A 15,528-nucleotide genomic window follows, 5' to 3' on the forward strand; every position below is an offset into this window, starting at 1 on the left:
CATTCGGCGCGTCGGCGTGGCACGCTGGGGAAATCCATCAGCACCGCACGGGGGAAACCATGACACTGACGCCGCAGGCGCTGGAACGCGCGCATGCCATCCTGGCCCAGGCCGACGCCAAGCTTGAGAAGCTGAAAGACATCGAGCCGTATCTCATCGACCTGTCGCTGCGCGAGAACCCGGTGGGCTCAAACCTGGGCCAGACGCTGGCGGACAAGCTGGCGATCCTGCCGAAGCTGCGCGAGTTCGGTTTCCGCCATATCTCGCTGGGCACACTGGACTATGCGATGCCGGACGAGCTTGAAGTCGACGACGATTTCATGGTCCACCTGCGCGACCATGGCATCGACATGAGCGGCTGCTTCGCCTTCACCGCGATGGGCATCCAGTCGGTCGATGGCACGTTCACGCCCGATCCGTCGCAGCTGAAGCTGCGCGCCTACGGCGTGCCCAACACGGTGCACGAGATATCCATCACGCGGGCGGGCAGGGACGGGCAATACGATCTGGATACGCTGCGCCGCAGCCTGCCGGCGAGCATCGACTGGTTGCGCACGAACATCCTGGGCGACGACGGCAACCCTCCGCGCATCCTGGTCAACATTGTCGACGGCTGCGATGCCTTTGCCGAATGCCCCGAGGTGACCTGCTCCATCCTCGACCTGCTGGCGGGACAGCCGATCGAAGGCGTCAGCTTCGAGGATGACCGCGGCACCTTCCTGCCGTTCCAGGTCGGTGCCTACGTGGCGGTGGCGCGCAGCCTGCTGCCGCCGCCGATGAAGTTGTTGGTGCACATCCACGCCGGCGCCGGCTTCGAGAATGCCTCGGTGATCGAGGCATTGCTCAATGGCGCCGACGGCATCTGGGGCGGGCTGCCCAAGCGGGCGGCGATCGTCGGCCACGCCTCGCTGGGCGAGCTGATCGCCAACCTGGCGCGGGTGGGCAACCGGCATGTGCAGGACTACCGCCTCGACCAGCTGCTGCCGCTGGCCACCGGGCTGCAGGAGCTGGACGACCTGGCGCCGGTACCCGACGACCTGCCGGTACTCGGCCACAACGCCTATCGCCTCACCCTGAGCTCCTTCAGACAGATCCCGGGCCGCTTCATGGACCTGGACCCCCGATCGATCGGCGGAGCCTACCGTTGCCGCGTCTGCCCGGTGGTCAGCGACCCTGCGGTGATCGCCGGCCGGCTGGCGGAGGTGACCCGGCGGCCGGCGAGCGATTTCCCCGAGGAGACCACCCGCCAGATGATCCGCCTGATGCGCCGCGATCTGCGCGCGGGCGTGCGCACGGCCTACGACGAGCCGTCGCAACTGCTGGCCCTGCTGGCTCGCGCCGAACAGGCTTGAGGTGTATTTTTCGTGATCGCGGAGCAGGGACAGCGCGCGTCGCCGCCGCTGCTGCCCGTGCATGATCGAAAACCCGTCGGCGTGCCGGCGTTGGATGGGACAGGGAAAGATGATCGACATCGAAGCGAAGCCCGGGCTCGACGGTGACGTCTACCGCACGCTGCTGGAGTCCACCCGGGCGATCCCGTGGAAGATCGACTGGAACACGATGACGTTCGCCTACATCGGGCCGCAGATCGAGGCCCTGCTCGGCTGGACGCCGGAAAGCTGGGCCAGCGTGCAGGACTGGATCGACCGCATGCATCCGGAAGACCGCGCCTGGGTGGTGGATTTTTGCGTGGCGCAATCGAAAGACGGCATCGACCACGAGGCGGATTACCGCGCCTTGTGCAAGAACGGCGAGTACGTGTGGATTCGCGACGTGGTGCATGTGGTGCGGGACGCGGATGGCGCGGTCGAGGCGCTGGTCGGTTTCATGTTCGACATCAGCGAGCGCAAGCGCACCGAGGAGCGCTTGCTCAACCTGCAGCGCGAGCTGGAGCGGCTGTCGTTCAAGGACGGCCTCACCGGCGTGGGCAACCGTCGCTGCTTCGACAAGGTGCTGCGGAACGAATGGAACTGCGCGCAACGCAGCCGGCAGCCACTGTCGCTGGTGCTGCTCGATATCGATTATTTCAAGCAGTACAACGACCACTACGGCCATATCCAGGGCGACAACTGCCTCAAGCGCGTGGGCGCCCTGCTCGATTCGGTGGCCAGCCGGCCGCGTGATTTCCTGGCCCGCTACGGCGGCGAGGAGTTCGTGCTGGTGCTGCCCGAGACCGATGCGCAGTCGGCCTGCCGCCTGGCCGAGCGCTGTCGCGAGCTGATCGAGCAGTCGCGGATGCCGCACGAGAAATCGAAGGCGGCCCCGGTGCTGACGGTCAGCCTAGGCGTGGGCGCGGTGGTTCCGGACATGGCCAGCGAGCCGCTGTCGCTGATCGACGCGGTGGATCGTGCGCTGTACCAGGCCAAGACCCAGGGCCGCAACCGCGTCGCGATGGCCGAGCCGTCGTAACGGCGGCCGGCGTCCCAACGACAGAGGCCCCGCAAGCGGGGCCTCTGTCGTTTCCGATGATGCAGCACGGGCTTATGCGCCCACGTCCTCCTTGTACGCGTCCACCGGCACGCAGGCGCACATGATGTTCTTGTCGCCGTAGACGTTGTCCACGCGGGCCACCGGCGGCCAGTATTTCTGCCGCCTCAGGCTGGCCAGCGGGAACGCGGCCAGCTCGCGCGGGTAGGCATGCGTCCACTCGCTGGCGCTGACCGCGGTGGCGGTGTGCGGCGCATTTTTCAGCGGGTTGTCCTCGCGATCGAGCTGGCCGTTCTCGATGGCGCGGATCTCGTCGCGGATCTGGATCATCGCGTCGATGAAGCGATCCAGTTCGCCCTGCGATTCGCTTTCGGTGGGCTCCACCATCAGCGTGCCCGCCACCGGGAAACTCAGCGTGGGCGCGTGGAAGCCGAAATCGATCAGCCGCTTGGCGACGTCCTCGGCGCTGATGCCGGTGCTGTCCTTCAACGGACGCAGGTCGAGGATGCACTCGTGCGCCACCAGCCCGTTGCGGCCGGTGTACAGCGTGGGGTAGTGCGGTTCCAGTCGCTTGGCGATGTAGTTGGCGTTGAGCAGCGCCACTTGCGTGGCTTTGCGCAGGCCTTGCTGGCCCATCAGGGTGATGTACATCCAGCTGATCGGCAGGATCGACGCCGAGCCGAAGCTCGCCGCACTGACCATGCCTACGGAGCGGCTGTTGTGGGAAGTGCGGCCATGGATGGCCGCTTCTTGATCTTCGCCGACAGGGATGTCGGCATAAGTGCGCGGCAGGAACGGAGCCAGGTGCGACTTCACCGCGCACGGGCCGACGCCGGGGCCGCCGCCGCCGTGCGGGATGCAGAAAGTCTTGTGCAGGTTCAGGTGCGACACGTCCGAGCCCCACTTGCCGGGCTTGGCCACGCCCACCAGCGCGTTCATGTTGGCGCCGTCGGTGTACACCTGGCCGCCGTGCGCGTGCACGATCTCGCAGATCGCCACGATGTCCTCCTCGAACACGCCGTGGGTGGACGGGTAGGTGATCATCAGCGCGGCGAGGCGGTCGGCATGTTTCTCGGCGGCGCGGCGGATGTCCTCCACGTCGACGTTGCCGTTGCCGTCGCACTTGGTCACCACCACGGTCATGCCGCACAGGTGGGCGGAGGCGGGGTTGGTGCCGTGGGCGGATTCGGGGATCAGGCAGATGTCGCGATGCGCTTCGCCGCGCGAGCGGTGATACGCACGAATTGCCAGCAGGCCGGCGTATTCGCCCTGGGCACCGGAGTTCGGCTGCAGGCTCACCGCGTCGTAGCCGGTGCATTCCACCAGCATCGCTTCCAGCCCGTCGATCAACGCCTTGTAGCCCTGTGTCTGCGCGGCGGGCGCGAACGGGTGGATGTTGGCGAACTGCGGCCAGGTGATCGGGATCATCTCGGCGGTGGCGTTGAGCTTCATGGTGCACGAGCCCAGCGGGATCATGGTGCGATCCATCGCCAGATCCTTGTCGGCCAGCGTGCGCATGTAGCGCAGCATCTCGTGTTCGCTGTGATGGCTGTTGAACACCGGATGGGTCAGGAACGGCGAGGTGCGCCGCAAGCTCTCGGGGATCAGCGACGCTGCGCTGGCGTCCAGCGCATCGATGCTGGGCAGGTTGGCGTCGTCGCCACCGAAGATGCGCCACAGCAGTTCGATGTCCGCGCGCGTGGTGGTTTCATCCAGCGAGATGCACAGGTATTCGCCCCACGCCGTGCGCAGGTTGGCGCCCAGTGCCACGGCACGCGCCGCGATGGCGTCGGTGCGCTCGCCGGTCTTCAGGCTGATGGTGTCGAAGGCGCTGTCGTGGTGGGTGGCGGTGAAGCCGAGTTGCTCGAGGCCGGCCTTCAGGATCGCGGTGAGCCGCGCCACGCGCGAGGCGATGCGCTTGAGGCCTTCCGGGCCGTGGTAGACGGCGTACATCGAGGCCATCACCGCCAGCAGCACCTGCGCGGTGCAGATGTTGCTGGTGGCCTTTTCGCGGCGGATGTGCTGTTCGCGCGTCTGCAAGGTGAGGCGGTAGGCCGTGTTGCCCTGCGCGTCCACCGACACGCCGATCAGCCGGCCAGGCATGGAGCGTTTGTACGCATCGCGGCAGGCCATGAACGCCGCGTGCGGGCCGCCGAAACCGAACGGCACGCCGAAGCGCTGCGAGTTGCCGATCACGATGTCGGCGCCCATCTCGCCCGGCGTCTTCAGCAGGCTCAGCGCCAGCAGGTCGGTGGCGAAGATGGCCAGCGCGCCCTTGGCGTGGATCTTCGCGACCTCGTCGCTCCAGTCCATCAGCCAGCCGCTGCTGGCCGGGTACTGGATCAATGCGGCGAAGTAGTCGTCCGCGGCGATCGCCGCGTCCCACGCCTCGGCCGAATCGGCCAGCTTGATCGCCAGGCCCAGCGGCTCGGCGCGCGTGCGCATCACCTCGATGGTCTGCGGGTGGGCGTCGCCGAACACCACCACGACATGGCCCTTGGCCTTGGCCGAGCGCCTGGCCAGGGTCATCGCCTCGGCGGCCGCGGTGGCCTCGTCCAGCAGCGAGGCGTTGGCGATGTCCATGCCGGTGAGGTCGGCGCACAGCGTCTGGAAGTTGATCAGCGCCTCCATGCGGCCCTGCGAGATTTCCGCCTGGTAGGGCGTGTACGCGGTGTACCAGGCCGGATTCTCGAGGATGTTGCGCAGGATGACGTTGGGCGTGAACGTGCCGTAGTAGCCCTGGCCGATGAAGCTGCGCAGTACCTGGTTCTGGTCGGCGATGGCGCGGATCTTCGCCAGCGCTTCTTCTTCGGTGACTGCAGCCGGCAAGGCCAGCGGCGCGCGCGACTTGATCGAGCCGGGCACGATGGCGTCGGTCATCGACTCCAGCGAGTCGTGGCCGATCGCATGCAGCATGCGGGCGATTTCGGCGTCGTCCGGGCCGATGTGACGTTCGATGAACGCGCCGTGGTTTTCCAGGTCGCGCAGCGAGGCATGGGTGGGGTGGCTCATGTCAGGGCATCCGAAGATAAGCGTGCGTGCCGCACGCGAGGCGCCCCTCTGTCCTTTTGCCTGAGAGTTTGGAAGCGCGGATGGATACGCTTCGTGCCCCTTCGGCGCCGGATCGAACCGGTCTCTCCAGAGTGTTTGCGCGCGGTGGTATGGGAGCCTGAGCGATTACGGGCGTTGCGTCTTCGGCAGCAGTCGATCCCGCGAGGGCGACCGCTTCTCCCACCATGCGTTTACCGCGGCGATTATACAGGGGCCAGCCACGCGCTGGCGCTATGCTTGGATGCCGTTCATGTCGAGGCAAAGCGGATGATCCGTATCGGCGAAATCGATCACGTGGTGCTTCGCGCCATCGATATCGAAGCCATGCAGCGCTTCTACGTCGATGTGCTGGGCTGCCGCGAGGAGCGCCGCCAGGACGCGATCGGCCTGGTGCAGTTGCGCGCCGGCGCATCGCTGATCGACCTGGTGAGCTTGGACGGCAAGCTCGGTCGTCAGGGTGGCGCGGCGCCCGGCCCCGAAGGGCACAACGTGGACCACATCTGCCTGCGCGTGGAGGCATACGACGAGGCGGCGATCCTGGCGCATCTCGAAGCGCATGGCGTGCGCGTCGGTGAGGCGGGCTTGCGCTACGGCGCGCGTGGCGAGGGGCCGTCGATCTACCTGTACGACCCGCAGGGCAACATGATCGAGTTGAAAGGACCGGCGGTAACGGGCCCGGTTCCTCCCCTGCGCGCAGGGGAGGTCAGGAGGGGTGGCTCTTGATTTTAGGGTGACGAAGAGCGACCCCTCCCCAACCCTCCCCTGCTGCGCAGGGGAGGGAGCAACGCAGTTTCTTCCTGACTTCAACCAAACCCGCAAAAGACGAAGGCCGCCTCGAAAGGCGGCCTTCGTTTACAATTGGTGCCCAGGAGAGGACTCGAACCTCCACGGAGTTGCCCCCGCTAGCACCTGAAGCTAGTGCGTCTACCAATTCCGCCACCTGGGCAGGTGTCACGCCGCTGCAGCAGCTGCGTGAGCCGCGTAATGTAGGCACCTGCCGATAGCTTGTCAACACTTTTTCACCCCCGTTCCACCGTGCCGTGGCATTCTCCGCGTCGCGTACTTCACAAGGACACTGAGTGACCAGAAAAACCCCACCCCGTTCCGGCCAGCCGCCGGAATCTTCTCCCGCCAGCAAACCGGCGCGCCGCTCGTCGCGCGCCAACGCATCGGCAGACAAGCGCAACCGGGCAGCCGTCGGCGCCGTGCGCGATCCGCAGGCCGAGCGCGAAGCGCGGCGTTATGACCGACCCATCCCCAGCCGCGAAGCGATCCTTGCCCTGCTCGAGGAACGCGGCGAACTGCTGACCGAGGCACGTATCGCCGAGGCGCTGCAGATCATCGAAGCGATCGACCTCGAGGCGCTGCGCAAGCGCCTCGCCGCGATGGTGCGCGACGGCCAGTTGCTGCTGGGCCGGCGCGGTGGCTACGCGCCGACGCAGAAGCTCGACCTGATCGCCGGCCGCGTGCTGGCCAACGCCGAAGGCTACGGCTTCCTGCGCCCCGACGAAGGCGGCGAAGATCTTTACCTTTCGCCGCAGCAGATGCGTGCGGTGATGCACGGCGACCGCGTGCTGGCCAGCGTGGTCGGCATCGACCGCCGCGGCCGCAGGCAGGGCGCCATTGCCGAAGTGCTGGAACGTCGCTCGCCGCGGCTGGTTGGCCGCGTGGTGATCGAGAACGGCTTGACCCTGGTGACGCCGGATGATCGGCGCCTGCATCTGGATGTGCTGATCAAGCCGGGCCAGGACCAGGGCGCGACATCCGGCCAGATCGTGGTGGTGGAAATCACCGATCCGCCCACGGCGCAGCGCGGCCCGATGGGTGTCATCCGCGCCGTACTGGGCGAGCGGCTGCAGCCGTCGCTGGTGGTGGAAATGGCCATCGCCAGCCACGACCTGCCGCACGAATGGCCGGCCGCCGTGCTGCGCGATGCGGCCCAGGTCGAGTCCGTGGTGACCGCCGCCGAGCGCGAAGGCCGCACCGATATCCGCAAGCTGCCGCTGGTCACCATCGACGGTGCCGACGCGCGCGACTTCGATGACGCGGTGTACGCCGAGCCGAAACGCGGCGGCGGTTGGCGCCTGATCGTGGCCATCGCCGATGTGTCGCATTACGTGCAGGTGGGCACCGCGCTGGATCGCGAGGCCTACGAGCGCAGCACGTCCACCTATTTCCCCGGCTTCGTGGTGCCGATGCTGCCGGAGACGCTGTCCAACGGCATCTGCTCGCTGAACCCGAAGGTCGAGCGGCTGTGCATGGTCTGCGACATGGTGGTCGGCGCCGATGGCGCGGTGAGCAAGGCCAAGTTCTATGACGCGGTGATGCTGTCGCACGCGCGCCTCACCTACGACAAGGTATGGCAGGCGGTCGGTCTGAAGGATGCGGATGCGCGCCACGAAGTGGCCGACGTGTTGCCGCAACTGGAAAACCTGCACGCGCTGTACAAGGCGATGGCGGCGCAGCGCAAGCGTCGTGGCGCGATCGACTTCGAGACGCCGGAGGTGAAGTTCCGCCTCGACAACACCGGCAGCGTGGAGTCGATGGGCGCCACCGAGCGCAACGACGCGCACAAGCTGATCGAGGAATGCATGATCGCCGCCAACGTGCAGGCGGCACTGTTCCTGGAGAAGAAGAAAATCCCCGCGCTGTTCCGCGCGCACGAGCCGCCGCCGGCGGAGAAGTACGAAGACCTGCAGCAGTTCCTGCGCGAGTTCAAGCTGCGCATGCCGCCGGTGGATGAAGTGACGCCGGCGGATTTCTCCGAGATCCTGGCCCTGGTGCACGACCGCCCGGAGCGCGAGCTGATCCAGAGCGTGCTGCTGCGCTCGCAGAGCATGGCCGCCTACCAGCCCGAGAACCGCGGCCATTTCGGTCTGGCGCTGCAGGCGTACGCGCATTTCACCTCGCCGATCCGCCGCTATCCCGACCTGCTGGTGCATCGCGCCATCCGCCATGCGCTCACCGGGCGCAAACTGGCCGATTACACCTACAGCCCCAGCGACATGGCGGCCATGGCCATCCACTGCTCGCAGCGCGAGCGCCGCGCGGAGGAGGCCGAGCGTGACGTGGACGAGCGCTTCAAGTGCGCGTGGATGGCCAAACACGTGGGCGAGGAGTTCGACGGCGTGGTCACCGGCGTCACCTCGTTCGGGCTGTTCGTGGAACTGGACGAAACGAAAGTGTCCGGCCTGGTGCATATCAGCCAGCTGGCCAACGACTACTACCACTTCGACGCCACCCGCAAACTGCTGAAGGGCGAGCGCACGGGCGCGCAATTCCGCCTGGGCGACCACGTGCGCATCCAGGTGCTGCGCGCCAGCCTGGAGGATCGCAAGATCGATTTCCGGCTGGTGGCACCACGCGCCAAGGCGGCACCGGTGGCCAGCGGCAAGGCCTACGACTATGCCGCCAGCGGTGAGCGTTACTCGCTGCCGAAAGCGGCGGCAGCCAAGAAGCCGGGCATGTTCGGTCGCGCCGCCAAGGCGATCGGCCGCGCATTCGGTCGCAAGGACGCCGTGGCGGCGCCGGAGGCGGCAGCGCCCACTGCCACCACCGAGCCCGCGCGGCGAACACGCCAGCAGGCCGATACCAGCCAGCGCCCGCGCTCCACGAAGAAGACAGGCGACGCTACGGCCCGCCGCCCGCGCAAGCAGGGCGGGGAAGCCACGGGCAAGCGTGAAAAGGGTGTGGTCGCGCCGAAAGCCAAGCCAGCCGGCGCATCGAAAAAAACCGCGCCCGGCAACAGCGGTCGGCGTCGATCGAAACAGAAACCGAAGGGCGTGCAATGAGCGAAAGCTGGATCGTCGGCATCAATCCGGTCGAGGGTGCCCTGAGCAACGACGCCGAGCGCGTGCGCGAAGTGCTGGTGGAAAGCGGCCAGCGCAACGCACGCGTGCTGGAGCTGGCCGAGCGTGCGAAGAAACTGAAGATCCCGGTACAGCACCGCCCGCGCGACGAGCTGGATCGGGTGGCCGGCGAAGCGCGCCACCAGGGTGTGGCCGCGCGCTACGAAGCGGCTCCCGCCGCGCATGAAAACGACCTGGCCGGCTTGCTGGAGCGCGACGGCGCGCAGGCGCTGGTGCTGGTGCTGGACGGCGTCACCGACCCACACAACCTGGGCGCCTGCCTGCGCAGCGCGGCGGCGGCGAAAGTCACCGCGGTGATCGTGCCCAAGGATCGCGCGGTGGGCCTGACCCCGGTGGTGCGCCGCGCCTCGGCCGGCGGCGCTGACCGCGTGCCGCTGATCGCCGTCACCAACCTGGCTCGCACGTTGCGCGAGTTGAAGGATGCCGGCGTGTGGATCACCGGCCTGGCCGGCGACACCGACACCTCGATCTACGGTGTCGACTTCAATGGCCCGGTAGCGATCGTGCTGGGCAGCGAGGGCGAAGGCATTCGCCGGCTCACGCGCGAGCTGTGCGATTTCGTGGCGAAGATTCCCATGCCCGGCACGATGGAAAGCCTCAACGTCTCGGTCGCCACCGGCGTGGCGCTGTTCGAGGCCTTGCGCCAACGGACGTCCAAACGATGACGACACTCTACTGGCACGACTGGTCCGGCTATATCGGCGTGCTGCTGGTGCTGCTGGCGTTCCTGCTGCTGCAGGCGCACCGGCTGCATGGCAATGGCCTGACCTATCAACTGCTCAACGCGTTCGGTGCGCTGGGCGTGCTGCTGTCGCTGGTGTTCGGCAGCTTCAACACCTCCGCCTTCGTGATGGAGGCGGCGTGGCTGCTGATCAGCGTCTACGGCATCGTGCGCGGCGCGCGTCTGCGCCGTGAGCGGCGCGACCTTTCGTGAGGCTGCCTGCCGTCAGCAGCCTTTGAACACGGCCTTGCGTTTTTCCAGGAAGGCGGCGGTGCCCTCGCGCATGTCCTCGGTGGCAAAGCCCAGCGCGAACGCCTGCGTTTCGAAGGCCAGGCCCTGGTCGATCGCGTTCTCGCCGCCTTCCAGCACGACGTCGAGGATGCGCCTGGCCGCCAGCGGCGCGGCGGCGGCCAGTTGATCGGCCAGCGCATCCACGGTTTCGTCCAGTGCCTCGGGTGCCACCACGCGCGTGACGATGCCCAGCTCCCAGGCGCGCTGGGCGGTGATCGGTGTGCCGGTCAGGCACAGCTCCAGCGTGGCGCCGCGGCCGGCCAGCCGCAGCAACCGCTGGGTGCCGCCGAAACCGGGGATCAGGCCCAGGTTGATTTCCGGTTGGCCAAACTTGGCCTTCTCGCTGGCGATGCGGAAATGGCAGGCCATCGCCAGCTCCATGCCGCCGCCCAGCGCAAACCCCTGCACGCGGGCGATCACCGGTTTGCCCAGGCGCTCGATCGAGGTCATCAACTGCTGCCCGGCGCGCGAAAACGCCTGAGCCTGCGTTGCCGTATAGCCATGCATTTCGGCGATGTCGGCCCCGGCCACGAAGGCCTTCTCGCCGGCGCCCGCCAGTACCACCACCCGCACGGCGTCGTCGTACCCGGCCTGCGCGAAGGCCGTGGTGAGCTCGCTGAGCGTGGCCCGGTCGAGGGCGTTGAGCTTGTCGGGACGATTGACCGTGATCACGCGCACCGCGCCGCGGTGGGTGATCTCCAGGTTGCGGTAAGCCATGCCAGACTCCGGCCGGTTGCGGGCGTGCCATGTTAGCAGCGGGAACCTTTGTGCCTGTCCGGTTTCTCAGCCATGCGCTTCGCAACCCCACGCTTCGGCCGGGAAACCGGCCCTTGCACGACCTTGGCAAACCGCTTGGCATGAACCTACCGTATCGACCGCCACATCGGGTTTTCCCGTGCCGGAGCCAGCCATGAGATGGTTGCGCTGGCTGCCGCTGGGCGCGTTGCTGGTGGGCGCCGCCGTGCAGGCGCAGACCACCGCCGGCCATCCGGCGGGGCTGGACAAGGCCAAGCTTTCCTACGCCATCGGCTACCGGATCGGCAGCCAGTTTGCCGATGGCAAGCCGGCGGTGGACCTGGCCACCATGCAGCGCGCCATCCAGGACGCGTACCTCAAGCGCGATCCCAGCGTGTCGATGCAGGATATGCATCAGCAATTGCAGCGCCTGGGCCAGCAGATGCACGCCGAGGCGATGGCCACGTTCAAGCGGATGGCGGCGGAAAACGCGCAGAAGAGCGCCCGCTACATGGCGCACAACCGGCAGCAGCCGGGGGTGGTGCAACTGCCCTCGGGCATCCAGTACTCGGTGCTCGCCAGGGGCAGCGGCAAGGTTCACCCCACGGTCACCAGCCGGGTGGTGGTGAACTACCGCGGCATGCTGGTGGACGGCACCGAATTCGACAGCACCTGGGCGCACGGAGCGCCGGTGAGCTTCACGGTGAACAAGGTGATCCGCGGCTGGCAGGACGTGATTCCGCGGATGCGCGTGGGCGATCGCTGGAAAGTGGTGATCCCGCCGCAGCTGGCCTATGGCGAGTACGGCCAGCTCCCGCGCATCGGGCCGAACGAGGCCCTGGTGTTCGAGATCGAATTGCTCGACATCAAGAACTGAGCCGCCCGCGCGGGCCTGCGCTGATACCATGGCCGGGTATGTCGAACGATCCCGTTTCCGCTGTCGCGCCGCTGACGCCCTGCATCCGGCTTTGCCGCCTCGATCCGCTCGGGTATTGCATCGGCTGTCGCCGCAGTGGCGAGGAAATCGGCCGCTGGAGCGCGCTGGATAACAACGAGCGGTGGCGGTTGATGCGCGACGTGCTGCCGCTGCGCGGGCCGGCCATGCTGCCGTGATCGGGATCGTGGCCGACGCCTTGCGACCGCTGTCGGCGCCGCCGGTGGGACGGGGCTGGAACCATGCGGACATGGCCGAGCTGCTGGGCGATGCGCCGCGCCGCCCGGCCGCCGTGCTGATCGGCCTGCGCGAAGGCGTGCAGCCGCGCATGGTGCTCACCGTGCGCACCGACCACCTGCACGCGCACGCGGGCCAGGTGGCGTTTCCCGGCGGGCGCAGCGAGGCCGGCGACGGCGACGCCATCACCACCGCGTTGCGCGAAAGCGAGGAGGAGATCGGCCTGGAGCGCGGGCTCGTGACGCCGCTGGGTTACCTCGATCGCTTCGAGACCATCAGCGGCTTCTGCATCACGCCGGTGGTGGCGCGCATCGCGGCCGAGGCGCAACTTTACCCCGCTCCCGACGAGGTGGCCGAGGTGTTCGAGGTGCCGCTGGCGTTCTTCATGGAGCCGGCCAACCTGCGCCGCTACACCATGGATTTTCGCGGACACCAGCGCGCGATGGTGGAATTCGTGCATGGCGGCCACCGCATCTGGGGCGCCACCGCGGCGATACTTCTCAACTTGCTGCAGAGGATGGGACGCGCATGACCCTGCTCACCACACTCATCGACCCGGCCACGCTGTCGGCCATGTCGCCCGACGAGACGTTGATTGTCGATTGCAGCTTCGACCTGGCCGACCCGGGCAAGGGCGAGCGCGAGTTCCGGCAGGGCCACATTCCTGGCGCGGTCTACGCCAACCTCGATCACGACCTGTCCGACCTGTCGCGCCAACAGGAAGGACTGGGCCGCCACCCGTTGCCGCTGGAGTCCGCCTTCAGCGCCCTGCTGTCGCGCTGGGGCTGGCGCGCCGGCATGCCTGTGGTGAGCTATGACGCCGGCAGCGGCGCGCTGGCGGCGGCGCGGCTGTGGTGGTTGCTGCGGCTGGCCGGGGTGCGCGACGTGGCCGTGCTCGATGGCGGGTTTGCCGCCTGGAAAAAGGCCGGCTTGCCGGTGGAGCAGGGCGAGCCCGCGGCGCGCGCTGCCACCGAGGTGGCGTTGCGTTACGACGAAACGCAGGTGCTGATCGACCACGCGGCGCTGGGCGAGGGTTCGCAACGATTGCTCGATGCCCGCGCGGCACCGCGCTACCGCGGCGACGTGGAACCGCTGGACCGCGTCGGTGGCCACGTGCCCGGCGCATTGAACCGGCCGTTTTCCGACAACCTGGGCGAGGATGGCCGCTTCAAGCTGGCGGCGCAATTGCGCGCCGAGTTCGCCGCCGTCCTGGGCGACACCGCGCCCTCCGACGTGGTGCACATGTGCGGCTCTGGCGTCACCGCGTGCCACAACCAGCTGGCCATGGAATACGCCGGTTTGCGCGGCTCGCGTCTGTACGCCCCGTCGTGGAGCGGCTGGATCAGCGACCCTTCGCGGCCGGTGGCGAAAGGCTAGCTTCCCGACGCGCGCCCGATTGGCGCGCATGGCGTTTCATCCGCGCCGATGTCGCCTTGCGGCCGGCGTGGGAGCTGAAAAACAGGAGCCTCCATGCTGACGACCACCCGATTTTCCCGCGCCCAATCCTTCCTTTCCGCCGTGTGGGAAAGCGGTGTTCGGCTTGCGGGTGGGGCGGCGCGCCGCTGGCGCCGCTGCCATGCGGCTTTCGTCATCGCCTTGTTGTTGCCCGGCATGGCACCGGCTGCATCGGCGGACGCATCGATGCCGCACCTGGCGCCGCGCCACGGCGCCATCCAGTTGATCGTCGACGGCCAGCCGTTCCTGATGCGCGCCGGCGAACTGGAAAATTCCTCGGCATCCAGCCTGCCGTACCTGGACACGCTGTGGTCGAAATTCGAGGCGATGCATTTCAACGCGGTGATCGCGCCGGTGTACTGGAACCTGATCGAGCCGCAGCAGGGGCGGTTCGATTTCAGCACCGTGGACGGGCTCATCAAGGGCGCCCGCGCCCACGACATGCGCCTTGTCCTGCTGTGGTTCGGCAGCTGGAAAAACAGCATGTCGAGCTACCTGCCGGCCTGGGTCAAGCGCGATGCCAGCCGCTACCCGCGCGCCCGGCGTTCCGATGGCACGCCGATGGAGATCCTGTCGGCGCTGGATGCGGCCAACGTGCAGGCGGACAGCGCCGCCTTCGTGGCGCTGATGAAACACCTGAAGCAGACCGATGGCGAGCAGCACACCGTGGTGATGGTGCAGGTGGAGAACGAGGTCGGCATGATCCCCGAGGCGCGCGACCACGGCCCGCTGGCCGATGCCGCCTTCCACGCACCGGTGCCACAGGCGCTGACCGACTACCTGTCGGAGCACAGGGAACGTCTGGCGCCGCAACTCGCGGCGGCATGGCGCGCGCACGGGTTCAGGACTGGCGCCAAGTGGGAGGACACGTTCGGTGCCGGCGAGCAGACCGACGAGTTGTTCACCGCGTGGACGGAAGCCCGTTACACGGGGCAAGTCGCGGCCGCGGGCAAGGCGGTCTATCCGCTGCCGATGTACGCCAATGCGGCGCTGATCCGGCCCGGCAAGCGCCCCGGCGAATATCCCAGCGGCGGTCCGCTGCCGCATCTTTTCGACGTGTGGCGCGCGGCCGCGCCGGCGATCGACTTCCTGGCGCCGGATATCTATTTCCCGAACTTCACCGAATGGGCGGAAAAGTACGCGCTGCCCGGCCGGCCCTTCCTGATTCCCGAGACCGGCCGCGTGTCGGGCGCGCAAATGGCCGCCAACGGCCTGTACGCGTATGCGCATCTGAACGCGATGGGCTATTCGCCCTACGCGCCGGAATTCCTGTCTCCCGACTATGCGAAGGCACTGGGGCAGGCGTACGACTTGATCGATCAGCTGACCCCGCTGATCCTCGCCCATCAGGGCAGCGGAAAAATGGTTGGCATGCTGCCGCGCACCCACTTCGACGGCAGTGTCGACCTGAGCCCGCAGACCTTCGTCTTCGGCGACTACAAGGTGACGGCCAGCTTTCGCAAGCCGGGCTCCGCGTCGATCGGGGCGAAGCTCGACGCCGACACGTCGACCACGCACGGCGGCCTGATCATCCAGACCGGCCCCGATGATTTCTGGTTCGCGGGCACCGGCATCACGGTCTATTTCGAGCCCGTCGGCAAGGGGCGATCGGCCGTGGGCATCGAGTCGATCTGGGAAGGACGTTTCATCAACGGGCAATGGGTGCCGGGCCGCGAAATGAATGGCGACGACACCAACCAGGGGCGCCACCTGAGCTTGCCGGACGATGAATTCTCGATACGCCGGGTGACGCTCTATCGCTATCACTAGGCATCAGCCGGACCGTCATCCCGGCGAAAGCCGGGACC

The 15,528-nt window shown here is 67.6% G+C and carries 11 protein-coding genes, 1 tRNA gene, 1 pseudogene and 1 riboswitch; of the genes and pseudogenes, 10 read left to right on the top strand and 3 right to left on the bottom strand.

Annotated elements, in window-relative coordinates:
- The first annotated feature begins 59 nt into the window (after nt 1–59).
- Nucleotides 60–1,352, top strand: a complete 1,293-nt coding sequence (locus tag ABD017_RS01745) for a beta/alpha barrel domain-containing protein (protein ID WP_343879548.1) — start codon at nt 60–62, stop codon at nt 1,350–1,352.
- A 109-nt stretch (nt 1,353–1,461) separates the two neighbouring features.
- On the top strand, nt 1,462–2,409 hold the full coding sequence (locus ABD017_RS01750) for a sensor domain-containing diguanylate cyclase (RefSeq protein WP_343879550.1): 948 nt from the start codon (nt 1,462–1,464) through the stop codon (nt 2,407–2,409).
- 72 nt (nt 2,410–2,481) lie between these two features.
- Here the strand turns inward: ABD017_RS01750 and gcvP are convergent, their stop codons facing one another.
- On the bottom strand, nt 2,482–5,439 hold the full coding sequence (gcvP, locus tag ABD017_RS01755; protein ID WP_343879552.1) for an aminomethyl-transferring glycine dehydrogenase: 2,958 nt from the start codon (nt 5,437–5,439) through the stop codon (nt 2,482–2,484).
- A gap of 38 nt (nt 5,440–5,477) precedes the next feature.
- A riboswitch (glycine riboswitch) is annotated at nt 5,478–5,579 on the bottom strand.
- A gap of 166 nt (nt 5,580–5,745) precedes the next feature.
- Here gcvP and ABD017_RS01760 point away from each other — a divergent pair.
- Nucleotides 5,746–6,201 (top strand): VOC family protein, encoded by a 456-nt coding sequence (locus tag ABD017_RS01760; protein WP_343879554.1) that lies wholly within the window; start codon nt 5,746–5,748, stop codon nt 6,199–6,201.
- 136 nt (nt 6,202–6,337) lie between these two features.
- Here ABD017_RS01760 and ABD017_RS01765 read toward each other — a convergent pair.
- Nucleotides 6,338–6,424 (bottom strand) — tRNA-Leu (locus ABD017_RS01765).
- 133 nt (nt 6,425–6,557) lie between these two features.
- Between ABD017_RS01765 and rnr the strand changes: the two genes are divergently transcribed.
- The 3 genes from rnr to ABD017_RS01780 are packed head-to-tail and all read left to right on the top strand — an operon-like array spanning nt 6,558 to nt 10,281.
- Complete coding sequence (gene rnr, locus ABD017_RS01770) at nt 6,558–9,269, top strand: ribonuclease R (RefSeq protein WP_425543640.1); 2,712 nt, start codon at nt 6,558–6,560, stop codon at nt 9,267–9,269.
- On the top strand, nt 9,266–10,012 hold the full coding sequence (gene rlmB / locus ABD017_RS01775; protein WP_343879556.1) for a 23S rRNA (guanosine(2251)-2'-O)-methyltransferase RlmB: 747 nt from the start codon (nt 9,266–9,268) through the stop codon (nt 10,010–10,012). Before rnr ends, rlmB begins: the two co-directional genes overlap by 4 nt.
- Complete coding sequence (locus tag ABD017_RS01780; protein ID WP_343879558.1) at nt 10,009–10,281, top strand: CBU_0592 family membrane protein; 273 nt, start codon at nt 10,009–10,011, stop codon at nt 10,279–10,281. The genes rlmB and ABD017_RS01780 overlap by 4 nt, the downstream gene beginning before the upstream one ends.
- A 12-nt stretch (nt 10,282–10,293) precedes the next feature.
- Here the strand turns inward: ABD017_RS01780 and ABD017_RS01785 are convergent, their stop codons facing one another.
- On the bottom strand, nt 10,294–11,076 hold the full coding sequence (locus ABD017_RS01785) for an enoyl-CoA hydratase/isomerase family protein (RefSeq protein ID WP_343879560.1): 783 nt from the start codon (nt 11,074–11,076) through the stop codon (nt 10,294–10,296).
- Between the two features lie 193 nt (nt 11,077–11,269).
- On the opposite strand from ABD017_RS01785, the gene bamJ reads away from it, so the two are divergent.
- The 4 genes and pseudogenes from bamJ (at nt 11,270) to ABD017_RS01805 (ending at nt 15,490) form a co-directional block, all read left to right on the top strand.
- Nucleotides 11,270–11,971, top strand: coding sequence for a BamJ family beta-barrel-assembly machinery protein (gene bamJ, locus ABD017_RS01790; protein WP_343879561.1), 702 nt, complete (start codon nt 11,270–11,272; stop codon nt 11,969–11,971).
- A 38-nt stretch (nt 11,972–12,009) separates the two neighbouring features.
- Nucleotides 12,010–12,797: pseudogene (locus ABD017_RS01795) on the top strand (NUDIX hydrolase).
- The gene (locus ABD017_RS01800; protein WP_343879562.1) at nt 12,794–13,642 is read left to right on the top strand and encodes a sulfurtransferase; all 849 of its coding nucleotides are present in this window, start codon (nt 12,794–12,796) and stop codon (nt 13,640–13,642) included. The pseudogene ABD017_RS01795 and the gene ABD017_RS01800 overlap by 4 nt, the downstream one beginning before the upstream one ends.
- A 93-nt stretch (nt 13,643–13,735) precedes the next feature.
- Nucleotides 13,736–15,490 (top strand): GH35 family beta-galactosidase, encoded by a 1,755-nt coding sequence (locus ABD017_RS01805; RefSeq protein ID WP_343879563.1) that lies wholly within the window; start codon nt 13,736–13,738, stop codon nt 15,488–15,490.
- The last annotated feature ends 38 nt before the right edge of the window (nt 15,491–15,528 follow it).

It is taken from the genome of Rhodanobacter caeni, assembly GCF_039523575.1.
GTDB lineage: Bacteria > Pseudomonadota > Gammaproteobacteria > Xanthomonadales > Rhodanobacteraceae > Rhodanobacter > Rhodanobacter caeni.